A 21253-nucleotide genomic window follows, 5' to 3' on the forward strand; every position below is an offset into this window, starting at 1 on the left:
ACGCGAGTCCGGAGCGAACCCCATGAAAGGAACCTCAATGAAGAAGCTCGGCATGTTCGCCGTCGCCGCCGTGGCGGCCCTGACCCTGACCGGCTGCGCCGGCGCCGTCACGACACCCGGATCGGGTGACGGCGGATCGACCGCCGGAGACTCCGACACGTACACCGTCGGAATCACCTTCTCGGACCTGAGCAACCCCGTGTGGGCCGAGCTTGTGCAGGAGGCCGAGTCCTACGGCGCCGAGCAGGGGCTCGAGGTCACGTACGTCGACGCGACGAGCGACGCATCGAAGCAGGTCACGCAGATCGAGAACTTCATCCAGCAGGGTGTCGACTCGATCATCATCTGCGCGGTCGATTCGAAGGCTCTCGTCGACGTGACCAAGCGGGCGCAGGATGCCGGCATCGACGTCATCGGCTACACCCAGGTCCTCGACAACTACGACGCGCAGTACCTCGTCGATGCCTACAACACCGGCTACGCCAACGGTGAGGCCGCCGCGAAGTGGATCAACGCCAACTTCGACGCCGCGGAGACGGTCGAGTGGGGCCTCATGGACCTGCCCACCTTCCCCGAGATCATCGATCGCGCGAACGGCATCAAGGACGCCATCGCCGAGCTCGCGCCCAATGCGAAGCTCGTCGCCACGGCTCCCGCGCTGACCGCAGAGGACGGCGTCTCGAACGCCGAGAACTTCCTGCAGGCCAACCCCAACATGAAGGTCATCGCGACGATCGGCGGCGGCGGCGCCGTCGGCGGCAACGAGGGCGTCAAGTCGGCCGGTGTCACCGACTACGAGTCGTTCGGTCTCTTCGGGATCGACGCGACCGAGAACGAGATCCAGAACATCCTGAAGGGCGACCCCGCCAAGACGACCATCAGCCTGGGCGGCGGCAAGGCTCACGGGCGCACGCTGATCGACATGGCAGTTGCGCTCCTCGCGGGCGAGGAGATCGAGAAGGACCAGTTCATGCCGGTCACGGTCATCGACAAGGACAACGCTCAGGAGTACTACGACGAGGTCTTCGGCGGATGATCGCCGGCCGCCCCGCCGATGATGCACCGGCGGGGCGGCACCACCGCGTCAAAGCCGCGTCCGCGCGGCGAACCGCGGGGCTCCCGCCTCACGACAGACTGCCGACGCGACGTCGTCGGCGAAAGGACAGATCATGCCGCGCATCCTCGCTGCGGGCGACCGGTTCATCCGATCCAGCCTCTTCCGCTCGTCGCTCGAGCGGGCGATCCCTCAGCCCCTCGACATCGCCGAGCTCGAGTTCATCTGGCCCGACGAGCCTTTCGGCCGGATCGGCGAGGTCGACGAGGCCTCCGGCAGCGAGGACGAGATCATCGCGGCGCTCGAGGGAGTGACGGCGATCGTCACGCAGCTCGCGCCGCTCACCGAGCGCGTCCTCGCGGCATCCACCGATCTGAAGATCATCGGTGTCTCGCGCGGCGGCCCCACGAACGTGAACCTCGACGCGGCGCGACGTTTCGGCATCGCCGTCGCAAACGTGCCCGGCCGCAACGGCATTGCGACCGCCGAGATGTCCATCGGCCTCGCCCTCGCGCTGCTGCGCCGGATCCCCCTCGCCCAGGCCAGCATGCTCCGCGACGAATGGCGCGGCGACCTCTACCGCTCGGATGCGGTGGGCCGCGAAGTCTCCGGGTCGGTCGTCGGCCTCCTGGGCGCCGGCGCCGTCGGCGCGCACGTCGCCCGCGTCTTCGCCGCGATGGGCGCCCGCGTGCTCGTGTTCGACCCCTACCTTCCGGCCGGTGTCCTGGATGACATCGTCGAACGCGTCTCCGACATCGACGACGTCTTCCGCCGCGCCGACCTCATCTCGGTGCACGCGCGACTCACGCCCGAGACTCGACACCTGGTCAACAGCGAGCGTCTCGCGCTCATGCAGCCGGGATCCCTTCTCGTCAACGCCGCGCGCGGCGGACTCGTCGACTACGACGCCGTCGCGGCGTCGATCGACGCCGGCCGCCTCGGCGGCGCCGCATTCGACGTGTACCCCGACGAGCCCGTCGACTTCGGGCACCGTCTGTTCGAGCTTGCGAAGAGCGACGCCGACGTCGTCGTGACGCCGCATATCGCGGGCGCGAGCCAGGAGACCGCGCAGCGCGCGGCAGACGGAGTCGCCGAAGAGGTGCGGCGCTACCTCGCGGGCGAGCCGCTGCTGCATCCCCTCGTCGACCTGCCGCGGGCGGACGCGCGGTGACCGAGGTTCTCCTCGGCATCGACGTCGGAACGAGTTCGACGAAGGTCGTTCTGACGGATGCCGCCGGCACGCGCCTCGCCGATCGGTCGGTGCCGTACCCGACCGAGACGAGCGGTGCCGGTGCCGAACAGGACGCGATGTCGTGGTGGAGCGCCGTCGTGGACGCGACGAGCGCTCTCACGGCAGGCCGCACGGTGACAGCCGTCGCGGTGACGAGCCAGGCGCCCACGTTCGTCGCGGTCGACGCCGATGGCGAACCGACCGGGCGCGCGCTCACGTGGCTCGACCGTCGCGCGACCGCGGAGGCGGCCGAGATCGGACGTCTCGCCCCCCGGTCCCGCAACAGTGCAGACCCGTTCTTCGGTACCGCGAAGCTGCCCTGGTGGGACAAGCACAGGCCCGATGTGCTCAGCCGTGCGGCGCACGTGCTCTCGGCCAACGGATTCATCGTCTTCCGCCTCACCGGGGTCGCCTCACTCGACGACACGACGGCGTCGCTCATGCAAGGCTTCGACGAGGAGCGCGGGGATTTCGCCCCTGACCTGCGCGCGGCCGTGCCCTCCCTCCGATACCTTCCGCCGATCGTCTCCGCATCGGCTGTCGTCGGCGGTGTGACCGAGGCGGCGTCCGCCGCGACCGGAATCCCCGTGGGAACCCCCGTCGTCGCGGGCGGAATCGACGCGATCGGATCGGCGCTCGAAGCCGGCGCGCTCGCGGTCGGCGACCCCCTCGTCGACATGACCGGCTTCTCGAGCGTCACGATGCTCACGGTGCCGCGAGGCACGAGCGTTCCCGGCTTCATCCACTCCCGCCACTGCGTGCCCGGCGTCGACCTGCTCATCACCGCTCAGGTGACGGCCGGCGCGACGGTCGACTGGGTCAATTCGCTCGATCCGACGCGCGACCTCCGCGATGCCGGGGCCCTGCTCTCTCGCCCGCGCCCCGGGCGCGCGGTCATGGTGCCGAGTCTGGCGGGCGAGCGCACGCCCAGCTGGAACATCGAGGCGCGCGGCATCCTCGACGGACTCGACCTCACGACGGACGGCATCGACCTCATGATCGCTGCGATGGAGGGCAATTCGCTCGCACTCGCGCACGACCTCGACACGCTGCGCGCCCACGCGTTCACTCTCGACAGCATCACGAGCACGGGTGGCGGGGCGACGTCCGACGCATGGCTGCAGATCAAGGCGGATGTGCTCGGGATCCCGGTGCACCGTCCGGTGCAAGGCCACGGAGCCGCGCACGGTGCGGCTCTTCTCGCGGGGCTGGCGACGGGCGTCATCTGTTCGCTCGCCGACATCCGTGCCCTCGCGGGTGCCGTCGAACGCCGGTTCGCACCGGATCCGGAGCGTCATGCCGCGTACGCGGCATCCCGTGAACGCTACGCGCGACTGACGAGCATCAACCGCGGCGCGTGACCCGCGCCCGAACGCGCGCCGGTGCGGCGGCCGAATTCTCGCGTCGCTGCCTCAGGCGCCCCAGCTCGCCGGCACGCCGCCGACGCGTTCGGCCTCGATGCGCTCCTGGTATCCGGATGCCGCGTAGGCGGCCATCGGATCGGCGGGCAGTCCGCGCGACTCGCGCCACTGGGCGAGCGCTGGGCGCACGTCGGTGTAGAAGGCATCCATGAACACGGCGTTCGCCGCGAGGACGTCGCCGGACTTCTGAGCCGCCGACAGGGCATCGCCGTCGACCAGGAGCGCGCGCGCCGTCATCTCCTGCACGTTCAGCACCGAGCGGATCTGACCGGGGATCTTCTGCTCGATGTTGTGGCACTGGTCGAGCATGAAGGTCACGGCGGGGTTGTTGAGCGCGCCACCGCGGATGACTTCGAACAGGATGCGGAACAGCTGGAACGGGTCGGCGGCGCCGACGATGAGGTCGTCATCGGCATAGAACCGCGAGTTGAAGTCGAACGAGCCGAGCTTTCCGAGGCGCAGCAGCTGCATGACGATGAACTCGATGTTGGTGCCGGGTGCGTGGTGGCCCGTGTCCAGGCACACCATGGCGCGCTCTCCGAGCGCCGCGACCTGCGCGTACGAGGTTCCCCAGTCCGGGACGTCGGTGTGATAGAAAGCCGGCTCGAAGAACTTGTACTCCAACACGAGCCGCTGCTCGCCGGACAGGCGCGCGTAGATCTGCTGCAGCGACCCTTGGAGGCGGTCCTGGCGGCCGCGCAGGTCCGCCTGGCCGGGATAGTTGGAGCCCTCGGCGAGCCAGATCTTGAGGTCGCGCGAGCCCGTGGCATCCATGACGTCGATGCACTCCAGGTGGTGGTCGATCGCCTTGCGGCGCACGGCTGCATCTTCATGGGTCAGGGCGCCGAACTTGTAGACGTCGTCCTGGAAGGTGTTGGAGTTGATCGTGCCGATCTCGACGCCGAGGTCCTCGGCATGGCGGCGCAGCGCGGAATAGTCATCGACTCTGTCCCACGGGATGTGCAGTGCGACAGCGGGGGCGAGAGCGGTCACGCGGTTCACCTCTGCGGCATCCGCGATCTTCTCGAACGGGTCGCGGGGGGTTCCCGGGGTCGTGAAGACTTTGAAGCGGGTGCCGGAATTGCCGAATGCCCAGCTGGGCAGCTCGATGCCCTGGCGTTCGAGGCTTGCGAGGATCTCGGGGGTCAGCGTCGTCATGATGCGGAGCTTTCGTTCTCGGAGGCCGCGGCCAGCTGGTCGTGAAGGTGGAAGATCTCATCGAGCGGCGTCGCCGCCTGGTCGGGGCGCCCGCTGAGATCGACGAAGAAGCGGGCCATCTCGGCTTCCCACGCGGCGGCGACCGGCGACGCGGCGAGGTAGGCCTGCGCGGCAGCGTCGTCGTCGGTCTCGTAGTAACCGATGAGGGTGCCCTGGTCGCCGACGAAGAGTGAGTAGTTGCGCCGGCCGGCGGCGGCGATCACGGCGAGCATCTCGGGATGCACTGGACTGTGGAGCGCGATGTACTCGTCGAGGAGCTCGGGGCGCACCTGCAGCTGGAAGCACACGCGCTGGGGTGATCTCAGATTCGACATCGACAGATCCTCTCAGCGAAGCGGCACCCGCTCATGAATCGTTTCAAGATTAGAGGGCTCGGGGATGATCCGCAAGCCGGGGCCCTCGAGGGCGCCGCGGTTCGCGTCGCAGCGGCACACGTGGCATAAACTCCGGACTGCACATGCATTCGAGCGGGAGCCCAGATGACCGTGAGTATCAAAGACGTCGCGGCCGCGGCATCCGTCTCGGTCGGCACGGTCTCGAACGTGCTGAACCGGCCCGAACGGGTCGCCCCCGCGACCGTCGAGCGCGTACACGCCGCGATCGCCCACCTCGGCTTCGTGCGCAACGACGCCGCGCGTCAGCTTCGCGCCGGCCGCAGCCGAAGCATCGGGCTCGTCGTGCTCGACGTGCGCAACCCCTTCTTCACCGATGTCGCCCGCGGAGCCGAGCGCCGCGCGGCCGAGAGCGACCTCACGGTGCTGCTCGGGAACAGCGACGATGATCCGGCGCGTGAGACGGGCTACCTCGATCTGTTCGAAGAGCAGCGGGTGCAGGGTGTGCTGATCACCCCCGTCGACGACATCTCGAACAGGCTCGAGCGGCTGCGCGCGCGCGGCATCGCAACGGTCCTCGTGGATCGCCCGAGCGACGACCTCGATGTGTCGTCGGTCTCCGTCGATGACGTCGCCGGCGGCCGCCTCGCGGTCGAGCACTTGCTCGAGACGGGACGCCGCCGCATCGCCTTCATCGGGGGGCCTGTCTCGGTGCGTCAGGTGGCGGACCGCCTCGAAGGAGCACGACGCGCTGTCGAGGCGCACGGTGGGGCGACTCTCGAAGTGATCGAGACCCCCGCGATGAGCGTGCTGGCCGGCCGCGCCGCGGGGGAACGCCTGCACGCTCGTGCCCCCGGCGATCGTCCCGACGCCGTCTTCGCGGGGAACGATCTGCTCGCCATGGGGGTCCTCCAGGCGCTCGTCATGCTCGGCGGTGCCTCTGTGCCCGGCGACATCGCGATCATCGGCTACGACGACATCGACTTCGCCGCCGCCGCCGTCGTGCCGCTGTCATCGATCCGCCAGCCGAGCGAGCTCATCGGCTTCCGCGCCGTGGAGCTTCTCCTCGAAGAGGTCGACGCCGGCGGCTCCCGAGCGCAGATCGTCTTCCAGCCCGAACTCGTCATCCGCGAGTCGACGGGTCGCGCCGACGCCGTCTCGTCCTGACTCGCTGACCCTCTCCCGAGAGCCGGCGACGCCGAGTCGGCGGGGTCGCCTCGTCTCGTCCGCGCGTCGCGATCTCGTCGGCCCGGTTCAGCGCCCTTCCGGCGGGCGGTGATGCGGGGAGGGAACGCCGATCGGGGTCGTCTGGGCGACCTCGTCGCTGAACGCCTCCGGCGAGGGCTGAGTGACGACGGTGAGCGGCAGCGTCTCGTCGATCGTGAGGCGGAAGCGGCTGTCTTTGCGGCGCTTGAGCCGCCCCGACGCGAGCATCCAGATCGCGCCGATCGAGAATGCCGCGAAGCCGGCGAGGGCGCCGAGGCCGATGGCGAAGCGCGGGCCGAACTCGGCGGCGACCCATCCGACGATGGGTGCGCCCACCGGCATCCCGCCCATCAGGATCGCCATGTAGAGCGCGAGCACGCGACCGCGAAGCGCAGGATCGGTCGTCGTCTGCACGTACCCGTTCGCGGTCGTCAGCATCGTGACGACGGCGAACCCCGTGAACATGAGTGTCACCGCATACGTCCAGTAGGTCGGCATGAAGGCCGACACGGAGGCCGCCGTCGCGAACAGCAGCGTGCCCGCGATGACGACGCGGATGCGCGCACGGTCGCGTCGGGCGGCGAGCAGTGCACCCGACAGTGAACCGATCGCGAGGATCGAGCTCAAAAGGCCGTAGCCGTCGGCCTGCTGGCCGAACTCGAGGGCCATGGTCGAGGCGAAGATGGGAAAGTTCATGCCGAACGCCCCGATGAGGAACACCATCGCGAACGTGACGACGAGGTCGGGGCGGCGCGCGACATAGCGGAAGCCGTCGGCCAGGCGCGACGCCCCCGGTGCCCGCACGCGCGGGACGAGCTCGTCGGTGCGGATGAGCAGCAGCGCGGCGATCATGGCGATGAACGTCACAGCGTTGACGACGAACACCCAGCCCGTGCCCACCGCGACGATCACGATGCCCGCGACGGCCGGGCCGATCATGCGCGCGCCGTTGAAGGACGCCGCGTTGAGCGCGACGGCGTTCGAAGCGTTCTCGCGCGTCACGAGGTCGGACACGAATGCCTGGCGGGCGGGATTGTCGAAAGCGGCGACGACGCCGAGCGCGAGCGCGAAGGCGTACATGAGTGGCAGGGTCATGACGCCCATGAGCAGCAGCATCCCGATCACGAGGCCCAGCAGAAGCAGCAGGCTCTGCGTGACCATGAGCAGATGCCGTCGGTCGAATCGGTCGGCGACCCAGCCCGTGACGCCCACCAGAAGAAGCGGTGGAGCGAACTGAAGCGCCATCGTGATGCCCATCGCGCTGGCGTCGTTCGGGGTCAGCTCGGTCAGCACGACCCAGCTGAGGGCGGTGGACTGCATCCAGGCGCCCGTGTTCGACACGAGCGCGCCGATGAACCAGACGCGATAGTTGAAGACCGAGAACGAGCGGAACATCGCGGGGGTGCCGCGGCGTCTGCGGCTCATCGCGTCACCATCCGCTGCATGATCCCCGCCGCGCGGGCCATGGTCGCCCGTTCGTCGTCGGTGAGGTCTGCCAGGGCCGCGTCGACCCAGGCGTCACGACGGCGAGAGGTCTCTTCGACGACCGATCGGCCTTCCGCGGTCAGGTCGATGACGACCTTGCGGCCGTCGGTCGCGTCGGCGGCGCGGTGCAGGTAGCCGGCCTCTTGCAGGCAGTTGACCGTGCGGTTCATCGCGGGGGGTGACACGTGCTCGCGGTCGGCGAGCTCGCCCAGGGTGTGTGCGCCGTGCACCCACAGCGCTGCGAGCACGGCGTACTGCCCATCGCTCATCGTGTCGACGGCGCGTTGGGTGCGCATGCGCCGCGCGAGCCGGAAGACAGCCGTGCGCAGATCGGAGGCATCGTGATCAGGCATAAGTCCTTAGCATAGGTCATTATCGTTGTTAAGTAAAAATGCGGCGGCAGCCTGCCTAGAATCGAGCGCATGCCCGAGTTCATCGATGCACACGGCGTTCCGATCGTCTACGACGTCCACCTCGCGAAGAGTGAGGCTCGGGCGGCCGTGCAGCTGCTGCACGGCGTCGGTGAGCACGCGGGGCGCTACACGGCCCTCATCGAAACGCTCACAGATGCCGGTTACGCGGTGTACGCCGACGACCATCGAGGCCACGGGCGCACGGGCATGGGGCAGTGGAACGGCGACGCGACCAAGCTCGGCCGGCTCGGACCGGGCGGGATGCCGGCCACGCTCGCCGCCGTGTGGCAGTTCACGCAGCTGATCCGCGAGGAGAACCCCGGGCTGCCTGTCGTGCTGCTCGGTCACTCGTGGGGGTCGTTCCTCGCGCAGATGCTGTTCAACGCGCACCCGGATGCGTACGACGCCGTCGTGCTGTCGGGGTCGGCGCTGCGGTGGCCGGGGTCGCTCAACGGGGGCGACCTCAACGCGCCGTGGAAGGCGAAGGATGCCACGGGCACCGCGTGGCTGTCGTCGGATCTCTCCGTGGGAGCGGCGTTCCTCGACGACCCCCTCACCACGACGACCCCGCTGCTCAAGCTGTTCGGGCTGCGCGACGCGGCGCGCCTGTACGGGCTGCCGCGCCGGGATCTCGGGCACGACGTGCCCGTGCTGCTCATGGTGGGCCGCGACGACACGGTCGGCGGGCCGCGCAGCGTGCACCGCCTCGCCGATGCGTACCGCAAGCGGTCAGGGCTGACCGACGTCACGACGCTCGTCTACCCCGACGCCCGCCACGAGATCTTCAACGAGGTCGGCCAGGCCGAGGTGCGCGCCGACCTGATCGCGTGGCTCGACGCCCGCCTGCCCGCGAGGGGACTGACCCCCGCATAACCACGACGACGCGCCGGGGTCTCCCGGCGCGTCGTCGTGGGTGAGACACCGCGGTGTCTCAGGATGCTGTGCTCAGCCGCGGGCGCGGCGGTTCGGCGTGCGTGCGCTGCGGCGGATGTCGGAGACGGTCGCACCGGTCGTGAAGCGCTGGCTCGACGAGGTTCCCGTGCGCACGGCCGGAGCCGCACTGCGGGTCTGCTCGGACGAGCGTGCGCGACCCTGGCCGGAGCGTCCTGCGCCCGAGCGGGACTGGTCCGAAGCGGGCTGGCGCGCGGCATCCGTCGTGCTCTTGCCTCGTCCGCCCGAACGGCCACGCGCCGGACGGCCCTGGCTCTCACCGGAGACGGCGGGCTTCCTCTTGGTCGAGGGGCGCTGCTGCTGCGGCGGCTGGACGGGAGCCGGCGTGACGTGCGGGGCGGGCTCGCCGACCAGTTCGGCGACGGCGGCGTGCTGGGCGTGGACGGCCTCGAGGGGCGCGGTGACCTTGGCCTTGCGCAGGAGGTCCTTGACCTCGCCGCGCTGCGAGTCGGTCGCGACCGTCACGACGACGCCCTCGGCGCCGGCGCGGGCGGTGCGACCCGAACGGTGCAGGTACGCCTTGTGCTCGACGGGCGGGTCGACGTGCACGACCAGCTCGACCTCGTCGACGTGCACTCCGCGCGCGGCGACGTCGGTCGCGACGAGCACGCGCACGCCGCCCTTCTCGACGGGTGCGCCGAACGCGGCGAGGTTGCGCTCGCGTGCGTTCTGACCGAGGTTGCCGTGCAGGTCGACCGACGGGATGCCCGCTGCCGTGAGCTGCTTCGCGAGCTTCTTGGCCTGGTGCTTCGTGCGGGTGAAGAGGATGCGGCGCCCGTGGCCGGACGCGAGGTGGCGCACGAGCGCGAGCTTGTCGTCAGAGTTCGTGACGAACACACGGTGCGTCATGACGCCCTGGGGGACGCTCTCCTCGTCGACCTCGTGCAGGACCTCGTTCGAGAGGAACCGCTTCACGAGGCTGTCGACGCCGCGGTCCAGCGTGGCGCTGAAGAGCATGCGCTGACCGCCCGACGGCGTCGCGGCGAGGATGCGGGTGACACCCGGGAGGAATCCGAGGTCGGCCATGTGGTCGGCCTCGTCGAGCACGGCGATCTCGACGGCATCGAGCTTGGCGACGCCCTGCTTCATGAGGTCTTCGAGGCGGCCGGGGCACGCGACGACGATGTCGACGCCGCGTCCGAAGGCCTGCTCCTGGGGCTTCTGGCTGACGCCGCCGAACACGGTTGTCACGGTCAGTCCGGCAGCGTCGGCCAGCGGCTTGATCGTCGCGGCGATCTGGGTCGCAAGCTCGCGCGTCGGGGCGAGGACGAGCCCGCGGGGGCGACCGGGGCGGCGCTTGGCTGCCCCTGCTCCGGAAAGGCGGGCGACGAGGGGCAGCGCGAACGCGATGGTCTTGCCGCTGCCGGTGCGGCCGCGGCCGAGCACGTCGCGACCGGCGAGCGAGTCCGGGAGCGTGTCGCGCTGAATGGCGAACGCCTCGGTCTTGCCATCAGCGGCGAGGACGGATGCGAGGTTCTCGGGCACGCCGAGAGAGAGGAAAGAAGACATGAGTGCTTTCGGTGGTGCACGCGTGCGGAAAGGCAGCAGTGCTGAGGTGGCGACGGCGCGGGATCGCGCATCGGTTCGCCGTTCGTAATGAGCCACGGCTTCGGATGCCGGGGAGCGTGACGACGACGCAACGGCACATGGCCGCGGCACAACGATAGCAGTCCGGCCGGACGCGAACCTGCGAGCCACCCGCGCGACGGCGCGTCGGCCGCCCGTAGGCTGAGGTCCATGCACGGTGAGTACAAGGTTCCGGGCGGCAAGCTCGTCGTCGTCGACCTCGAAGAGCGCGATGGGCGGATCGTCGACTTCCACCTCGCGGGCGACTTCTTCCTCGAGCCCGACGATGCTCTGGCCGACATCGACGCGGCCGTCAACGGGATGCCCGTCGAGTCCGACGTGGCGGCGATCGCCGCCGCGGTGCGGGGTGCGCTGCCCGAGGGTGCCCAATTGTTGGGCTTCACGCCCGAATCGGTCGGCACGGCGGTGCGCCGCGCGCTCGTGACGGCTCCGGGATGGCGGGACTTCGACTGGGAGATCGTCCACGAGCGCCCCGTCTCTCCGCAGCTCAACCTCGCGCTCGACGAAGTGCTCACGACGCGGGTGGGCGACGGTCGCCGGCGTCCGACACTGCGCATCTGGGAGTGGGATGAATCCGCCGTCGTGATCGGGTCGTTCCAGTCGCTGCGCAACGAGGTCGACCCCGAGGGCGCTGCGCGCCACGGCTTCGATGTCGTCCGCCGGATCTCGGGCGGCGGCGCGATGCTCATGGGGGCGAACTCGATCGTGACGTATTCGCTGTACGTGCCGGCATCCCTCGTCGCCGGCATGACGTTCGCGGACTCGTACGCGTTCCTCGACGACTGGGTGCTGCAGGCACTGCGCTCGCTCGGGGTCGAGGCGACCTACCAGCCGCTCAACGACATCGCATCGCCGCAGGGCAAGATCGGCGGCGCCGCCCAGAAGCGGCTCGCCAACGGCGGCGTGCTGCACCACGCGACGCTGAGCTATGACATGGACGGCGAGGTCATGACCGAGGTGCTGCGCATCGGCCGCGAGAAGCTGAGCGACAAGGGCACGACGTCGGCGGCCAAGCGCGTCGATCCCCTGCGCCGGCAGACCGGCCTGTCGCGCGAGGCGATCATCGAACGGTTCAAAGAGACCTTCGCGAACCTGTACGGCGCCGTGCCGGGGTCGATCTCGGACGACGAGTACGCCGCAGCCGAGGAACTCGTCGCGTCGAAGTTCGCCACCGACGCGTGGCTGCAGCGCGTGCCGTGACCGCGGCCCCCGCCCCGGGCTCCCTCCCGGCGTCGGCGTCGGTCCCCGCGCTCGCCGCAGGGTCGGTCACGATCCACCACGGCGACAATCTCGACGTGATCCGCGGCTTCGACGACGGCTCGTTCACGCTCATCTACCTCGATCCGCCGTTCAATACGGGACGCCAGCGTGAGCGCGCGCTCGAAACGGCGCGCGTGCCTCGGCCGGCGGCATCCGCCCCCCTCGCGGCAGACCCCCTGACGGTGGCTGATGCCCCCGGTGTCGATGACCCGGTGCCGTCCGCCGGTGCGGAGGGTGCAGGCGAGGGGGAGCGCGGAGTCGTGCGTCGGGGGTTCCACGGCCGTGACTATGAGCGGCTGCGGGGTGACCTGCGCGCCTACGACGACCGGTTCGACGACTACTGGGGGTTCCTCGAGCCGCGGCTCGAAGAGGCGTGGCGCCTGCTCGCCGACGACGGCACGCTCTACCTGCACCTGGACTACCGCGAAGCGCACTACGCCAAGGTGCTGCTCGACGCGCTGTTCGGGCGCGACCGGTTCCTCAACGAACTCATCTGGGCGTACGACTACGGGGCGAAGACGCGCCGCCGCTGGCCGACCAAGCACGAGACGATCCTCGTCTACGTCAAGAACCCCGACGCGTACTGGTTCGATTCGGAGACGGTCGACCGCGAGCCGTACATGGCGCCGGGCCTGGTCACGCCCGAGAAGGTCGCGCGCGGCAAGCTGCCGACCGACGTGTGGTGGCACACCATCGTGCCCACGAGCGGGCGCGAGAAGACCGGCTACCCGACGCAGAAGCCCGAGGGGATCCTGCGTCGCATTGTGCAGGCCTCGAGCCGCCCCGGAGACCGTGTGCTCGACTTCTTCGCCGGGTCGGGCACGACCGGAGCCGTCGCGGTCGCGCTCGGTCGCCACGCCGTGCTCGTCGACGACAACCCCGACGCGATCGCGGTGATGCGCAAGCGCATGGCGCACGCCACGGTGGTCGACTACTCCGGATGACGGGTGGGTCGGGGCGGCAGCCCAGACCCGAAACGGCGTTTTCTCCGGAGTTGTCGACGCCCCCGCTCGGTAGGCTCGGCCCCATGCGATTCGGAACCTTCATTCCCCAGGGCTGGCGCTTCGACCTCGTGGGCATCGACCCCACCGAGCAGTGGGGCGTCATGGACTCCCTCGCGCGTCGCGCCGACGAGGGTCCGTGGGAGTCGCTGTGGGTGTACGACCACTTCCACACGACGCCCGTGCCCAGCGAAGAGGCCACGCACGAGGCGTGGACGCTCATGGCGGCCTTCGCCGCCTCGACCAGCCGCATCCGCCTCGGACAGATGTGCACCTGCATGGGGTACCGCAACCCCGCCTACCTCGCGAAGGTCGCCGCGACGATCGACCACGTCTCGGCCGGACGCCTCGAGATGGGCATCGGCGGCGGCTGGTACGAGCACGAATGGCGCGCGTACGGCTACGGGTTCCCCGCCATCGGCGACCGACTCGGGATGCTTCGTGAAGGCGTCGACATCATGCGACAGGCCTGGACCACCGGCAGCGCCACGCTCGACGGCACGCACTACCAGGTCGACGGGGCGATCGTGCAGCCGCTCCCCGTACAGGACGGTGGCATCCCGATGTGGATCGCCGGCGGCGGCGAGAAGGTGACGCTCAAGATCGCGGCGACGTATGCCTCGTACACGAACTTCGGGGCGAACGACCTCGATGTCTTCGACCACAAGAGCGCCGTGCTGCGCGGGCACTGCGAGCGCATCGGCCGCGACCCGGGTGAGATCACGCGCAGTGCCAATTTCAACACGATCATCGGGGCGACCGAAGCAGAGGTCCGCGATCGACTGGCCGCGGTGATCGACCGACTGCGCCCGCACCTCGGCGACGAGCACACCGCGGCTGTCGAGCGCGACTACCTCGCGTCGCCCGCGTTCGGCACGCCCGAGCAGATCGCCGAGCGGCTGGCCGAGCGCGCCGCGCACGGCATGGACTACGCGATCCACTACTTCCCCGAGGCAGCCTACGACCTCTCCGGCATGGAGCTGTTCGAGCGCGAGGTCATCCCCGCGCTCAGCTGACACGGTCGCTCGGGGGGACCTGGGTGCGGACTGGCCTTGGCCTCTGGTGCCCGCGACGGAATGGGCTTATTCTCCGTTGCACAGCGGGACGCCATGTTGTTCCCCAAGCTCGGCGCGTTTCGCAGATCACCTCTGAGGAGTGCCATGAGCAATTCCCGTTTTCGCCACGCTCGCGCCGTCATCGTCGGTGTATCTGTGGTGGGGCTGCTGGTCAGCGCGATCGCCGTACCCGCGTCGGCAGCACCGCCGCCGTCGGACTTCACCGCGTCGCCGATCGCGCCGGACGGACCTCCGCACGTCGGTGCGAAATCCGCGTCGGGCAACCTCGCGAAGAGCGATGACGACCTGCTCGCGCGCTCGGACGCCGCGGTCGTGCCGGTGCTCGTCAAAGTCGACGTCGACCCGGTCGCCTCGTACGCCGGCGGTGTCGACGGCTACAACGCGACGAGCCCTGAGGTGACGGGGCGTTCCCTCGCTGACGGCGGTGCCGCGGTCGCGCGCTACGCCGAGTACGTCGAAGCCCAGATCGCGGCGGCGCAGGCCGACGCGCTCGCCCTCGTGCCGGATGCCCGCATGATCGCCACCTACGCGACGGTGTACGGCGGCTACGCCATGACGATCCCGGCGAACCGCGCGAAGGATGTCCTCGCCCTGGGATCGGTCGCCGCCGTGCAAGAGAACGAGCTGCGCCAGTCGGATGCCGCGACCCCGGCCGCCGACCCGCTCTCGACCCCCGAGCCGTCTACCCCGACGCCGACGCCTGAGAAGGCCCCGGCGAAGGCCCCGGCCACGAAAGCCCCCGCGACGAAGCCGCCGGCGACCCCCGTCGCCCCGCGGGCCGCGGTCACCCTGCCCCCCACGACGCCCGCGCCGGATGCCGACGCGACGACGTTCATCGGAGCGGATGCCGTCTGGCCCAAGCTCGGCGGCCGCGACAAGGCCGGTGAAGGCGTCATCATCGGCGTCATCGACACGGGCATCTGGCCCGAGCACCCGATGCTGCGCGACAACGGCATCGACCGGCCGGACGGTGGGCCGTGGGCGTGCGAGTTCGGCGACGGCAGCGTCGGCGCGGCGTTCGAGTGCAACGACAAGCTGATCGGCGCGCACGCCTTCCTCGACACGTACGTCTCGCTGCATGGACCTGCCCTCGAGGGCGAGTACTGCACGGTCGACGTCTGCTCGGCGCGCGATGCCAACGGCCACGGCACCCACACCGCGACGACGGCGGCCGGCAGCCACGTCGAATCGGCTGAGATCTTCGGCGTCGACCGGGGCGCGATCAGCGGTGTCGCCCCCGGTGCATCCGTCATCGCCTATCGGGCGCTCGCTGAGCTCGGTGGGTATGACGGCGATCTGCTCGCCGCGATCGGCCAGGCCGTTCTCGACGGCGTCGACGTCATCAACTACTCGATCAGCGGCAGCCAGAATCCGTATGACGCCGTCGAGCTCGCGTTCCTCGACGCGTTCGCGGCGGGAGTCACGGTCAACTCGTCGGCGGGCAACTCGGGGCCGGGCGCCTCGACGCTCGACCACGCGAGCCCGTGGACGACGACCGTCGCCGCCTCGACGTCGGACCGGGCCTTCACCTCGACTCTCGTGCTCGCAGGCGCCGCAGGCGAGACGTTCGTCAAGCCCGGCACGACGATCACCGCCGGGGTCACCGACGCACCCGTCGTCCAGACGAAGAACGTCGCCGGCTACCCGGGCACGGAGTACTGCGACAAGCCGTTCGCACCCGGGTCGGTCGCCGGACAGGTCGTGCTCTGCGTCCGCGGCGGCGCGAACAGCGGCGGACGGGTCGAGAAGGGGTATTACGCGCTGCAGGGAGGGGCGGCGGGCATGATCCTCATCAACCCCCAACCGCAGGATCTGCAGACGGACAACCACTTCCTTCCGACCATCCAGCTCGAGGGGCCCAACGGCGACCTCGTGGCGTTCCTCGATGCGAACGCGGGAGCGACGGCGACGTGGGCGGCCGGCACCGCCACGGTTTCGCCGGGTGACGTCATGGCGGCGTTCAGCTCGCGCGGTCCCGCCGGCGACTTCCTCAAGCCCGATGTCACGGCGCCCGGCGTGCAGGTCATCGCGGGGCACACGCCGACACCGTCCGAGATCTCGAGCGGTCCTGCGGGAGAGCAGTACCAGGCCATCGCGGGCACGTCGATGTCGGCGCCGCACGCTGCGGGGGTCTCGGCACTCGTCAAGGCGGCGTATCCGTCGTGGACGCCGGGGCAGATCAAATCCGCGCTCATGACCTCGTCGCTGCAGTCGGTCGTGAACGTCGACGGCTCGCCCGCCGGTGTGTTCGACCGCGGCGCAGGATCGATCCGCGCCGACCGGGCCATTGCGCCCGTGCTCACGATCAGCGAATCGGCGGCCGACTTCGCCGCGAGCGCGACCGATCCACTGCACCGTGTCGACCTCAACATCCCGAGCGTCTATGTCGACCCGCTCCCCGGAGCGATCGCGACCACGCGCACCGTGACGAACGTGAGCGGCAAGACGCAGCAGTTCACGGTGAAGGCCACGAGCGCCGAGGGGGTGCGGATCACCGTCATCCCCTCCAGCTTCTCGCTGGCGCCGAAGAAATCCAGAGACCTCAAGATCGTCCTCGACGCGCTCAAGGCGACCGAGGGGTGGCACGAGGGGCAGATCACGATCACGCCCCGCACGGGGAACCCCGTGGTGCTGCCCGTGGCGGCCAACGTCGGCGAGGCCGAGGTGACCTTCTCCCAGACGTGCGATCCGACGACGATCACGCGCGGCTCCACGACGACGTGCACCGTCACGGCGTCGAACTACCTGCCGGTCGAGGTCTCCGCCAAGATCGACGTCGCGGCGAGTCCGCTGCTGCAGGTGCGTTCGGCCACGGCGCCGGCCAAGAAGACGCTGCTCGGAGCGAAGTGGAGCGGCACCCTGGCGCCGGCGATCCCGCCGACCGTCTCGTCCGTCGCGCTCGTCGCCCCCGGATCGACGCCCGGCGGCGGCTACCTGCCGCTGTCGCTGTTCGGCATCTCTCCGACGCCGATCGGCGACGAGGAGATGCTCAACTTCACCGTGCCCGCCTTCCCCTACGGAGGCGAGACGTACACGCAGGTGGGGGTCGACTCGAACGGCTACGTCGTCGTCGGGGGTGGCGCGGCCGCCGACCACCGCTTCGAGCCGAACGGGATCCCCAATCCCGTCGCGCCGAACAACGTGCTCGCTCCGCTGTGGACCGACCTTGACCCCGCGGCAGGCGGCGCGCTGCGCGTCGGATCGCTGACCGACGGGGTGTCGTCGTGGCTCGTCGTCGACTGGAATGGCGTGCCGACGTACGCCGGCAACGCGACGAACACGTTCCAGGTGTGGATCCGGCTCGGAGGCGAGGAGGACATCACGTTCGCCTACGGTGCCGCCGCCGTCGGCAGTGCGGGGGCTGCGACCGCGGTCGGTGCTGAGAACCGCGACGGCACGAGCGGGGCGACTCTCGCGACGCTTCCTGCCGCTGGCGACACGGTGCGGGTCACGACGGCCCCGCCCTCGGCGGGTGGCACCGTGACGTTCGATTACACCCTCAAGGGGCTCCTGTGGGGCACGTGGTCGACATTCGCGACGCTGCAGTCCGACGCTCTGCGGGCGACGCCTGCCGAGCAGACGAAGATCAGGGTCAAGTGAGAGAAGGGGATGCCGCGACTCGCGGCATCCCCTTCTCTTGCCGTCGGGTCAGGCGGCGAGGAAGGCCAGCAGTGCGTCGTTGACCTCGGCGCCGTGGGTCCACAGCAGGCCGTGCGGGGCACCCTCGAGTTCGACGTAGGTCGCGTCGGGCAGCAGGTCACGGAAGCGCCGCGCCGTCGCGTCGGCGGGCAGGACGCGATCGGCGGTGCCGTGCAGGATGAGTGCCGGCACCGTGATCGCGGGGATGTCGGCCCGGAAATCGGTCGGCCAGGTGAGGGGTGCTGCCGCGATCGCGGTATTGCCGGCGGTGTTCGCCACCTGCACGCTCGCGTCGACGGCGTCCTGTGAGATGCGCGAGCCGAGGTTCTGGTCGAGGTTGTAGAAGTCGTCGAAGAATCCGCGCGCGAAGGCGTAGCGGTCCTCACGCACCGACTGCGCGATCCCGTCGAAGAACTCCTGCGGCCCGGCGCCGTCGGGGTTGTCGTCGGTCTTGAGCAGGTACGGCTCGAGCGAGCCCAGGAAGGCGACCTTCGCGACACGCTCGGTGCCGTAGCGCGAGAGATAGCGCGCGATCTCACCCGTTCCCATCGAGAAGCCCACGAGCACCGCGTCGGTGAGGTCGAGGTCGTCCATCAGCGCGTGCAGATCCGCGGCGAAGGTGTCGTAGTCATACCCCGAGCCGGCTTTGGACGACCGGCCGAATCCGCGGCGGTCATACGCGATGACGCGATAGCCCGCATCCAGCAGCGCTGCCTGCTGCTTGCCCCACGACTCTCCGTCCAAGGGGAAACCGTGGATCAGCACGACCGGCTGGCCAGCGCCCTGATCGGTGTAGAAGAGGTCGATGTCGGCCGAGTTCTCGGTGCCGACGGTGATGTGCGCCACGGTCACTCCTTCCGGCCGGGCGGGATCCCGGCACCATCTGACGCTAGGGCCGGTGGGTGCGAAGTGCCAGGCCTTGACCGCGTCAGTCGTCGCGGCCTGCGCCCGCGGACGGCGTCACGGTGAACACCGTGGGGGCGGTGAAACCGGATGCGGCGAACGCCGACCGCGCGGCATCCGCGACGGCGTCGACGCGGTCGTGCGGCACGAGGGCGATGGCGGCGCCGCCGAACCCGCCGCCGGTCATGCGCGCACCGATCGCCCCGGCCGCGAGCGCCGCATCGACCGCGGTGTCGAGTTCCGGCACCGAGATCTCGAAGTCGTCGCGCATCGAGGCGTGCGAGGCGATGAGGAGGTCGCCGATCGCGGCGGGACCGTGTTCGCGCAGCGTGCGCACGGTGTCCAGCACCCGCTGGTTCTCGGTCACGACGTGGCGGACCCGGCGGAAGGTGACGTCGTCCATGAGGTCGCGCGCGCGGCCGAGGTCGGCGGGCTGCAGATCCCGCAGGGCCGGGACGCCCATGATCGCGGCACCGCGCTCGCAGGCCGCCCGGCGCTCGCCGTAGCCTCCGCTCGCGTGCGCATGCCGGACGCCCGTGTCGATGACGACGAGCTGCAAGCCCGCAGCGGCGAAGCCGAGGTCGACCACGGTCGCGTCCAGGGTGCGGCAGTCCAGAAAGATGGCGGCATCCGCCTGGCCCTTGATCGAGGCCATCTGATCCATGATCCCGGTGGGCGCACCCACCGCTTCGTTCTCGGCCGTCCGACCCGCTTGGGCCAGAGCCTCGCCCTCGAGTCCGAGGTGCCAGATGTCGTTGAGGGCGGCAGCGGTCGCACCTTCGATCGCCGCAGACGAGGACAGCCCTGCCCCGACAGGGACCTCGGTCGTGAAGGCCAGGTCGACGCCGGTCGGGGAGTCGACGCCCGTGGCACGCATCAGCGCCCACGCGACGCCGAGCGGGTATCGGGCCCACTCGCGGACCTCGTCGCGACGAGCGGGGAAAAGGGCGTCGAGGTCGGCCAGGGAGAGCTCGACGGGCGCGCTGTCGTGCGGCGAGCCGCCCGGGAACTGCGAGACGACGCGGATGCGGCCGTCGTCGCGGGTGCCGAGGGCGACCTGCGTGCGGTGCTGGATCGCGAAGGGCAGGACGAACCCGTCGTTGTAGTCGGTGTGCTCGCCGATCAGGTTGGCTCGTCCCGGTGCCGACCAGGTGCCTTCGGGCTCGCGGCCGTAGACGGTCTCGAACAGCTCACGCGCGGCGCTCATGCCTGCACCTCGGGGATCGTCGCGACGGCCTCGCGCAGACGCTCTGCGGCGACCTCGGGGGGGATGTCTCCGATCCACGCCCCCATCGCGGCCTCCGAGCCGGCGAGGTACTTGAGCTTGTCCGCGGCGCGACGCGGGCTCGTGAGCTGCAGATTCAGGCGCACGGTGTCGCGGCCCTCGTGCACCGGAGCCTGGTGCCAGGCGGCGATGTACGGCGTCGGCGTGTCATAGAGGGCGTCGATGCCGCGCAGGAGGCGCAGGTACAGGGGGGCGAGCTCGTCGCGCTCGGCGTCGTTCGTCTCGGCGAAGTCGGCGACGTGGCGATGCGGCAGCAAGTGCACTTCAAGGGGCCAGCGCGCGGCGAAGGGAACGAACGCCGTCCAGTGCTCGCCCGCCAGCACGACGCGCTCGGAGGCCCGCTCGAAGTCGAGGATCCGCTCGAACAGGTCGGCGCCCTCGCGCCGGATCGAGGCGAGAAGCGTCGCGGTGCGCGGAGTGACGTAGGGGTAGGCGTAGATCTGACCGTGGGGGTGGGCGAGGGTCACCCCGATCGCCTCGCCGCGGTTCTCGAACGGGAACACCTGCTCGATTCCGGGAAGGGCCGACAGTGCCGCCGTGCGATCAGCCCACGCCTCGATCACGGTGCGGGCGCGGGTGCGGGTCTGGGTGCCGAACGACCCCTCGTGCTCGGGGCTGAAGCACACGACCTCGCAGCGACCGACCGACGTGCGGGTGCGGCCGAGGCCGGGCGCCGTCAGATCGTCGGTGCCGCGCGGAGGATCGATCGCGGCCGGCGCATCGCCGTGCGCCTCGGCCAGGGCGGGGCCGAACGAGGGGGACTTGTTCTCGAAGACGGCGACGTTGTAGCGCGAGGGGATCTCGGACGGGTTCGTCGGAGTCTGCGGGGCCAGCGGGTCGAGTTCGGCCGGGGGCAGGAACGCGCGGTTCTGCCGCGCCGCGGCGATCGAAATCCAGTCGCCGGTGAGGACGTCGCGGCGCATCGACGCTGTCGGTGGGCGAGGCGTGCTCACACGGGCGTCGACGGCGCGTTCCGGGCCGAGGGTCGTGTCGGGGTCGTCGAAGTAGATGAGTTCGCGGCCGTCGGCGAGGACGGTGGACCGCTTGACGACACCGGCGCCGAGCACTTCGCCGGCCGCGGGGGTGTCGTTCTCCGGAGTGTTCACGTCAACACGGTACCCGCGAACCCGTGGTAACGTCAACACTCCTGAGTTGTACGCGGAGGTGCCGGTGGATCCCGAGATGCGTGCC

The 21253-nt window shown here is 70.1% G+C and carries 17 protein-coding genes; 9 read left to right on the forward strand and 8 right to left on the reverse strand.

Annotation, left to right across the window (positions count from 1 at the left end; genetic code table 11):
• Positions 1–37 precede the first annotated feature (37 nt).
• The 3 genes from AC25YV_RS00125 to AC25YV_RS00135 all read left to right on the forward strand — a co-directional run bounded on the left by AC25YV_RS00125 (position 38) and on the right by AC25YV_RS00135 (position 3646).
• Entirely contained in the window at positions 38–1036 is a 999-nt protein-coding gene (locus AC25YV_RS00125; RefSeq protein ID WP_488121799.1) for a sugar ABC transporter substrate-binding protein, read from the forward strand.
• A gap of 133 nt (positions 1037–1169) precedes the next feature.
• The gene (locus AC25YV_RS00130; protein ID WP_488121800.1) at positions 1170–2225 is read left to right on the forward strand and encodes an NAD(P)-dependent oxidoreductase; all 1056 of its coding nucleotides are present in this window, start codon (positions 1170–1172) and stop codon (positions 2223–2225) included.
• Positions 2222–3646, forward strand: coding sequence for a xylulokinase (locus AC25YV_RS00135; protein ID WP_488121801.1), 1425 nt, complete (start codon positions 2222–2224; stop codon positions 3644–3646). The genes AC25YV_RS00130 and AC25YV_RS00135 overlap by 4 nt, the downstream gene beginning before the upstream one ends.
• Before the next feature lie 51 nt (positions 3647–3697).
• On the opposite strand, the gene rhaI is transcribed toward AC25YV_RS00135, so the two are convergent.
• Together rhaI and AC25YV_RS00145 are read right to left on the reverse strand one after the other, a co-directional pair.
• Positions 3698–4864, reverse strand: a complete 1167-nt coding sequence (gene rhaI, locus AC25YV_RS00140) for an L-rhamnose isomerase (protein ID WP_488121802.1) — start codon at positions 4862–4864, stop codon at positions 3698–3700.
• A complete protein-coding gene (locus AC25YV_RS00145; RefSeq protein WP_488121803.1) occupies positions 4861–5238 on the reverse strand; it encodes an L-rhamnose mutarotase in 378 nt (125 codons plus the stop codon). Before AC25YV_RS00145 ends, rhaI begins: the two co-directional genes overlap by 4 nt.
• Before the next feature lie 165 nt (positions 5239–5403).
• On the opposite strand from AC25YV_RS00145, the gene AC25YV_RS00150 reads away from it, so the two are divergent.
• Positions 5404–6423, forward strand: a complete 1020-nt coding sequence (locus AC25YV_RS00150) for a LacI family DNA-binding transcriptional regulator (RefSeq protein WP_488121804.1) — start codon at positions 5404–5406, stop codon at positions 6421–6423.
• 87 nt (positions 6424–6510) lie between these two features.
• Here the strand turns inward: AC25YV_RS00150 and AC25YV_RS00155 are convergent, their stop codons facing one another.
• A complete protein-coding gene (locus tag AC25YV_RS00155; protein WP_488121805.1) occupies positions 6511–7887 on the reverse strand; it encodes an MFS transporter in 1377 nt (458 codons plus the stop codon).
• Entirely contained in the window at positions 7884–8300 is a 417-nt protein-coding gene (locus tag AC25YV_RS00160) for a MarR family winged helix-turn-helix transcriptional regulator (protein ID WP_488121806.1), read from the reverse strand. The genes AC25YV_RS00155 and AC25YV_RS00160 overlap by 4 nt, the downstream gene beginning before the upstream one ends.
• Positions 8301–8369: 69 nt before the next feature.
• On the opposite strand from AC25YV_RS00160, the gene AC25YV_RS00165 reads away from it, so the two are divergent.
• The gene (locus AC25YV_RS00165) at positions 8370–9233 is read left to right on the forward strand and encodes an alpha/beta hydrolase (RefSeq protein ID WP_488121807.1); all 864 of its coding nucleotides are present in this window, start codon (positions 8370–8372) and stop codon (positions 9231–9233) included.
• Between the two features lie 72 nt (positions 9234–9305).
• Here the strand turns inward: AC25YV_RS00165 and AC25YV_RS00170 are convergent, their stop codons facing one another.
• Entirely contained in the window at positions 9306–10820 is a 1515-nt protein-coding gene (locus AC25YV_RS00170) for a DEAD/DEAH box helicase (protein ID WP_488121808.1), read from the reverse strand.
• Positions 10821–11048: 228 nt separating this feature from the next.
• Between AC25YV_RS00170 and lplAB the strand changes: the two genes are divergently transcribed.
• The 4 genes from lplAB to AC25YV_RS00190 all read left to right on the forward strand — a co-directional run bounded on the left by lplAB (position 11049) and on the right by AC25YV_RS00190 (position 17835).
• A complete protein-coding gene (gene lplAB, locus AC25YV_RS00175; protein WP_488121809.1) occupies positions 11049–12098 on the forward strand; it encodes a lipoate-protein ligase LplAB in 1050 nt (349 codons plus the stop codon).
• Entirely contained in the window at positions 12077–13102 is a 1026-nt protein-coding gene (locus AC25YV_RS00180) for a DNA-methyltransferase (RefSeq protein WP_488121810.1), read from the forward strand. The genes lplAB and AC25YV_RS00180 overlap by 22 nt, the downstream gene beginning before the upstream one ends.
• Before the next feature lie 83 nt (positions 13103–13185).
• Entirely contained in the window at positions 13186–14175 is a 990-nt protein-coding gene (locus tag AC25YV_RS00185) for an LLM class F420-dependent oxidoreductase (RefSeq protein WP_488121811.1), read from the forward strand.
• A gap of 144 nt (positions 14176–14319) precedes the next feature.
• On the forward strand, positions 14320–17835 hold the full coding sequence (locus tag AC25YV_RS00190; RefSeq protein ID WP_488121812.1) for a S8 family serine peptidase: 3516 nt from the start codon (positions 14320–14322) through the stop codon (positions 17833–17835).
• 48 nt (positions 17836–17883) lie between these two features.
• On the opposite strand, the gene AC25YV_RS00195 is transcribed toward AC25YV_RS00190, so the two are convergent.
• From AC25YV_RS00195 to galT, 3 genes are all read right to left on the reverse strand, one after another.
• Positions 17884–18720 carry an alpha/beta fold hydrolase gene (locus AC25YV_RS00195; protein WP_488121813.1) on the reverse strand — a complete coding sequence of 279 codons (837 nt, stop codon included), beginning with the start codon at positions 18718–18720 and terminating at the stop codon, positions 17884–17886.
• 82 nt (positions 18721–18802) lie between these two features.
• Entirely contained in the window at positions 18803–19984 is a 1182-nt protein-coding gene (galK, locus tag AC25YV_RS00200; protein WP_488121814.1) for a galactokinase, read from the reverse strand.
• Positions 19981–21168 (reverse strand): galactose-1-phosphate uridylyltransferase, encoded by a 1188-nt coding sequence (galT, locus tag AC25YV_RS00205; RefSeq protein WP_488121815.1) that lies wholly within the window; start codon positions 21166–21168, stop codon positions 19981–19983. The genes galK and galT overlap by 4 nt, the downstream gene beginning before the upstream one ends.
• Between the last annotated feature and the right edge of the window lie 85 nt (positions 21169–21253).

This window comes from Microbacterium sp. Y832 (assembly GCF_057669765.1).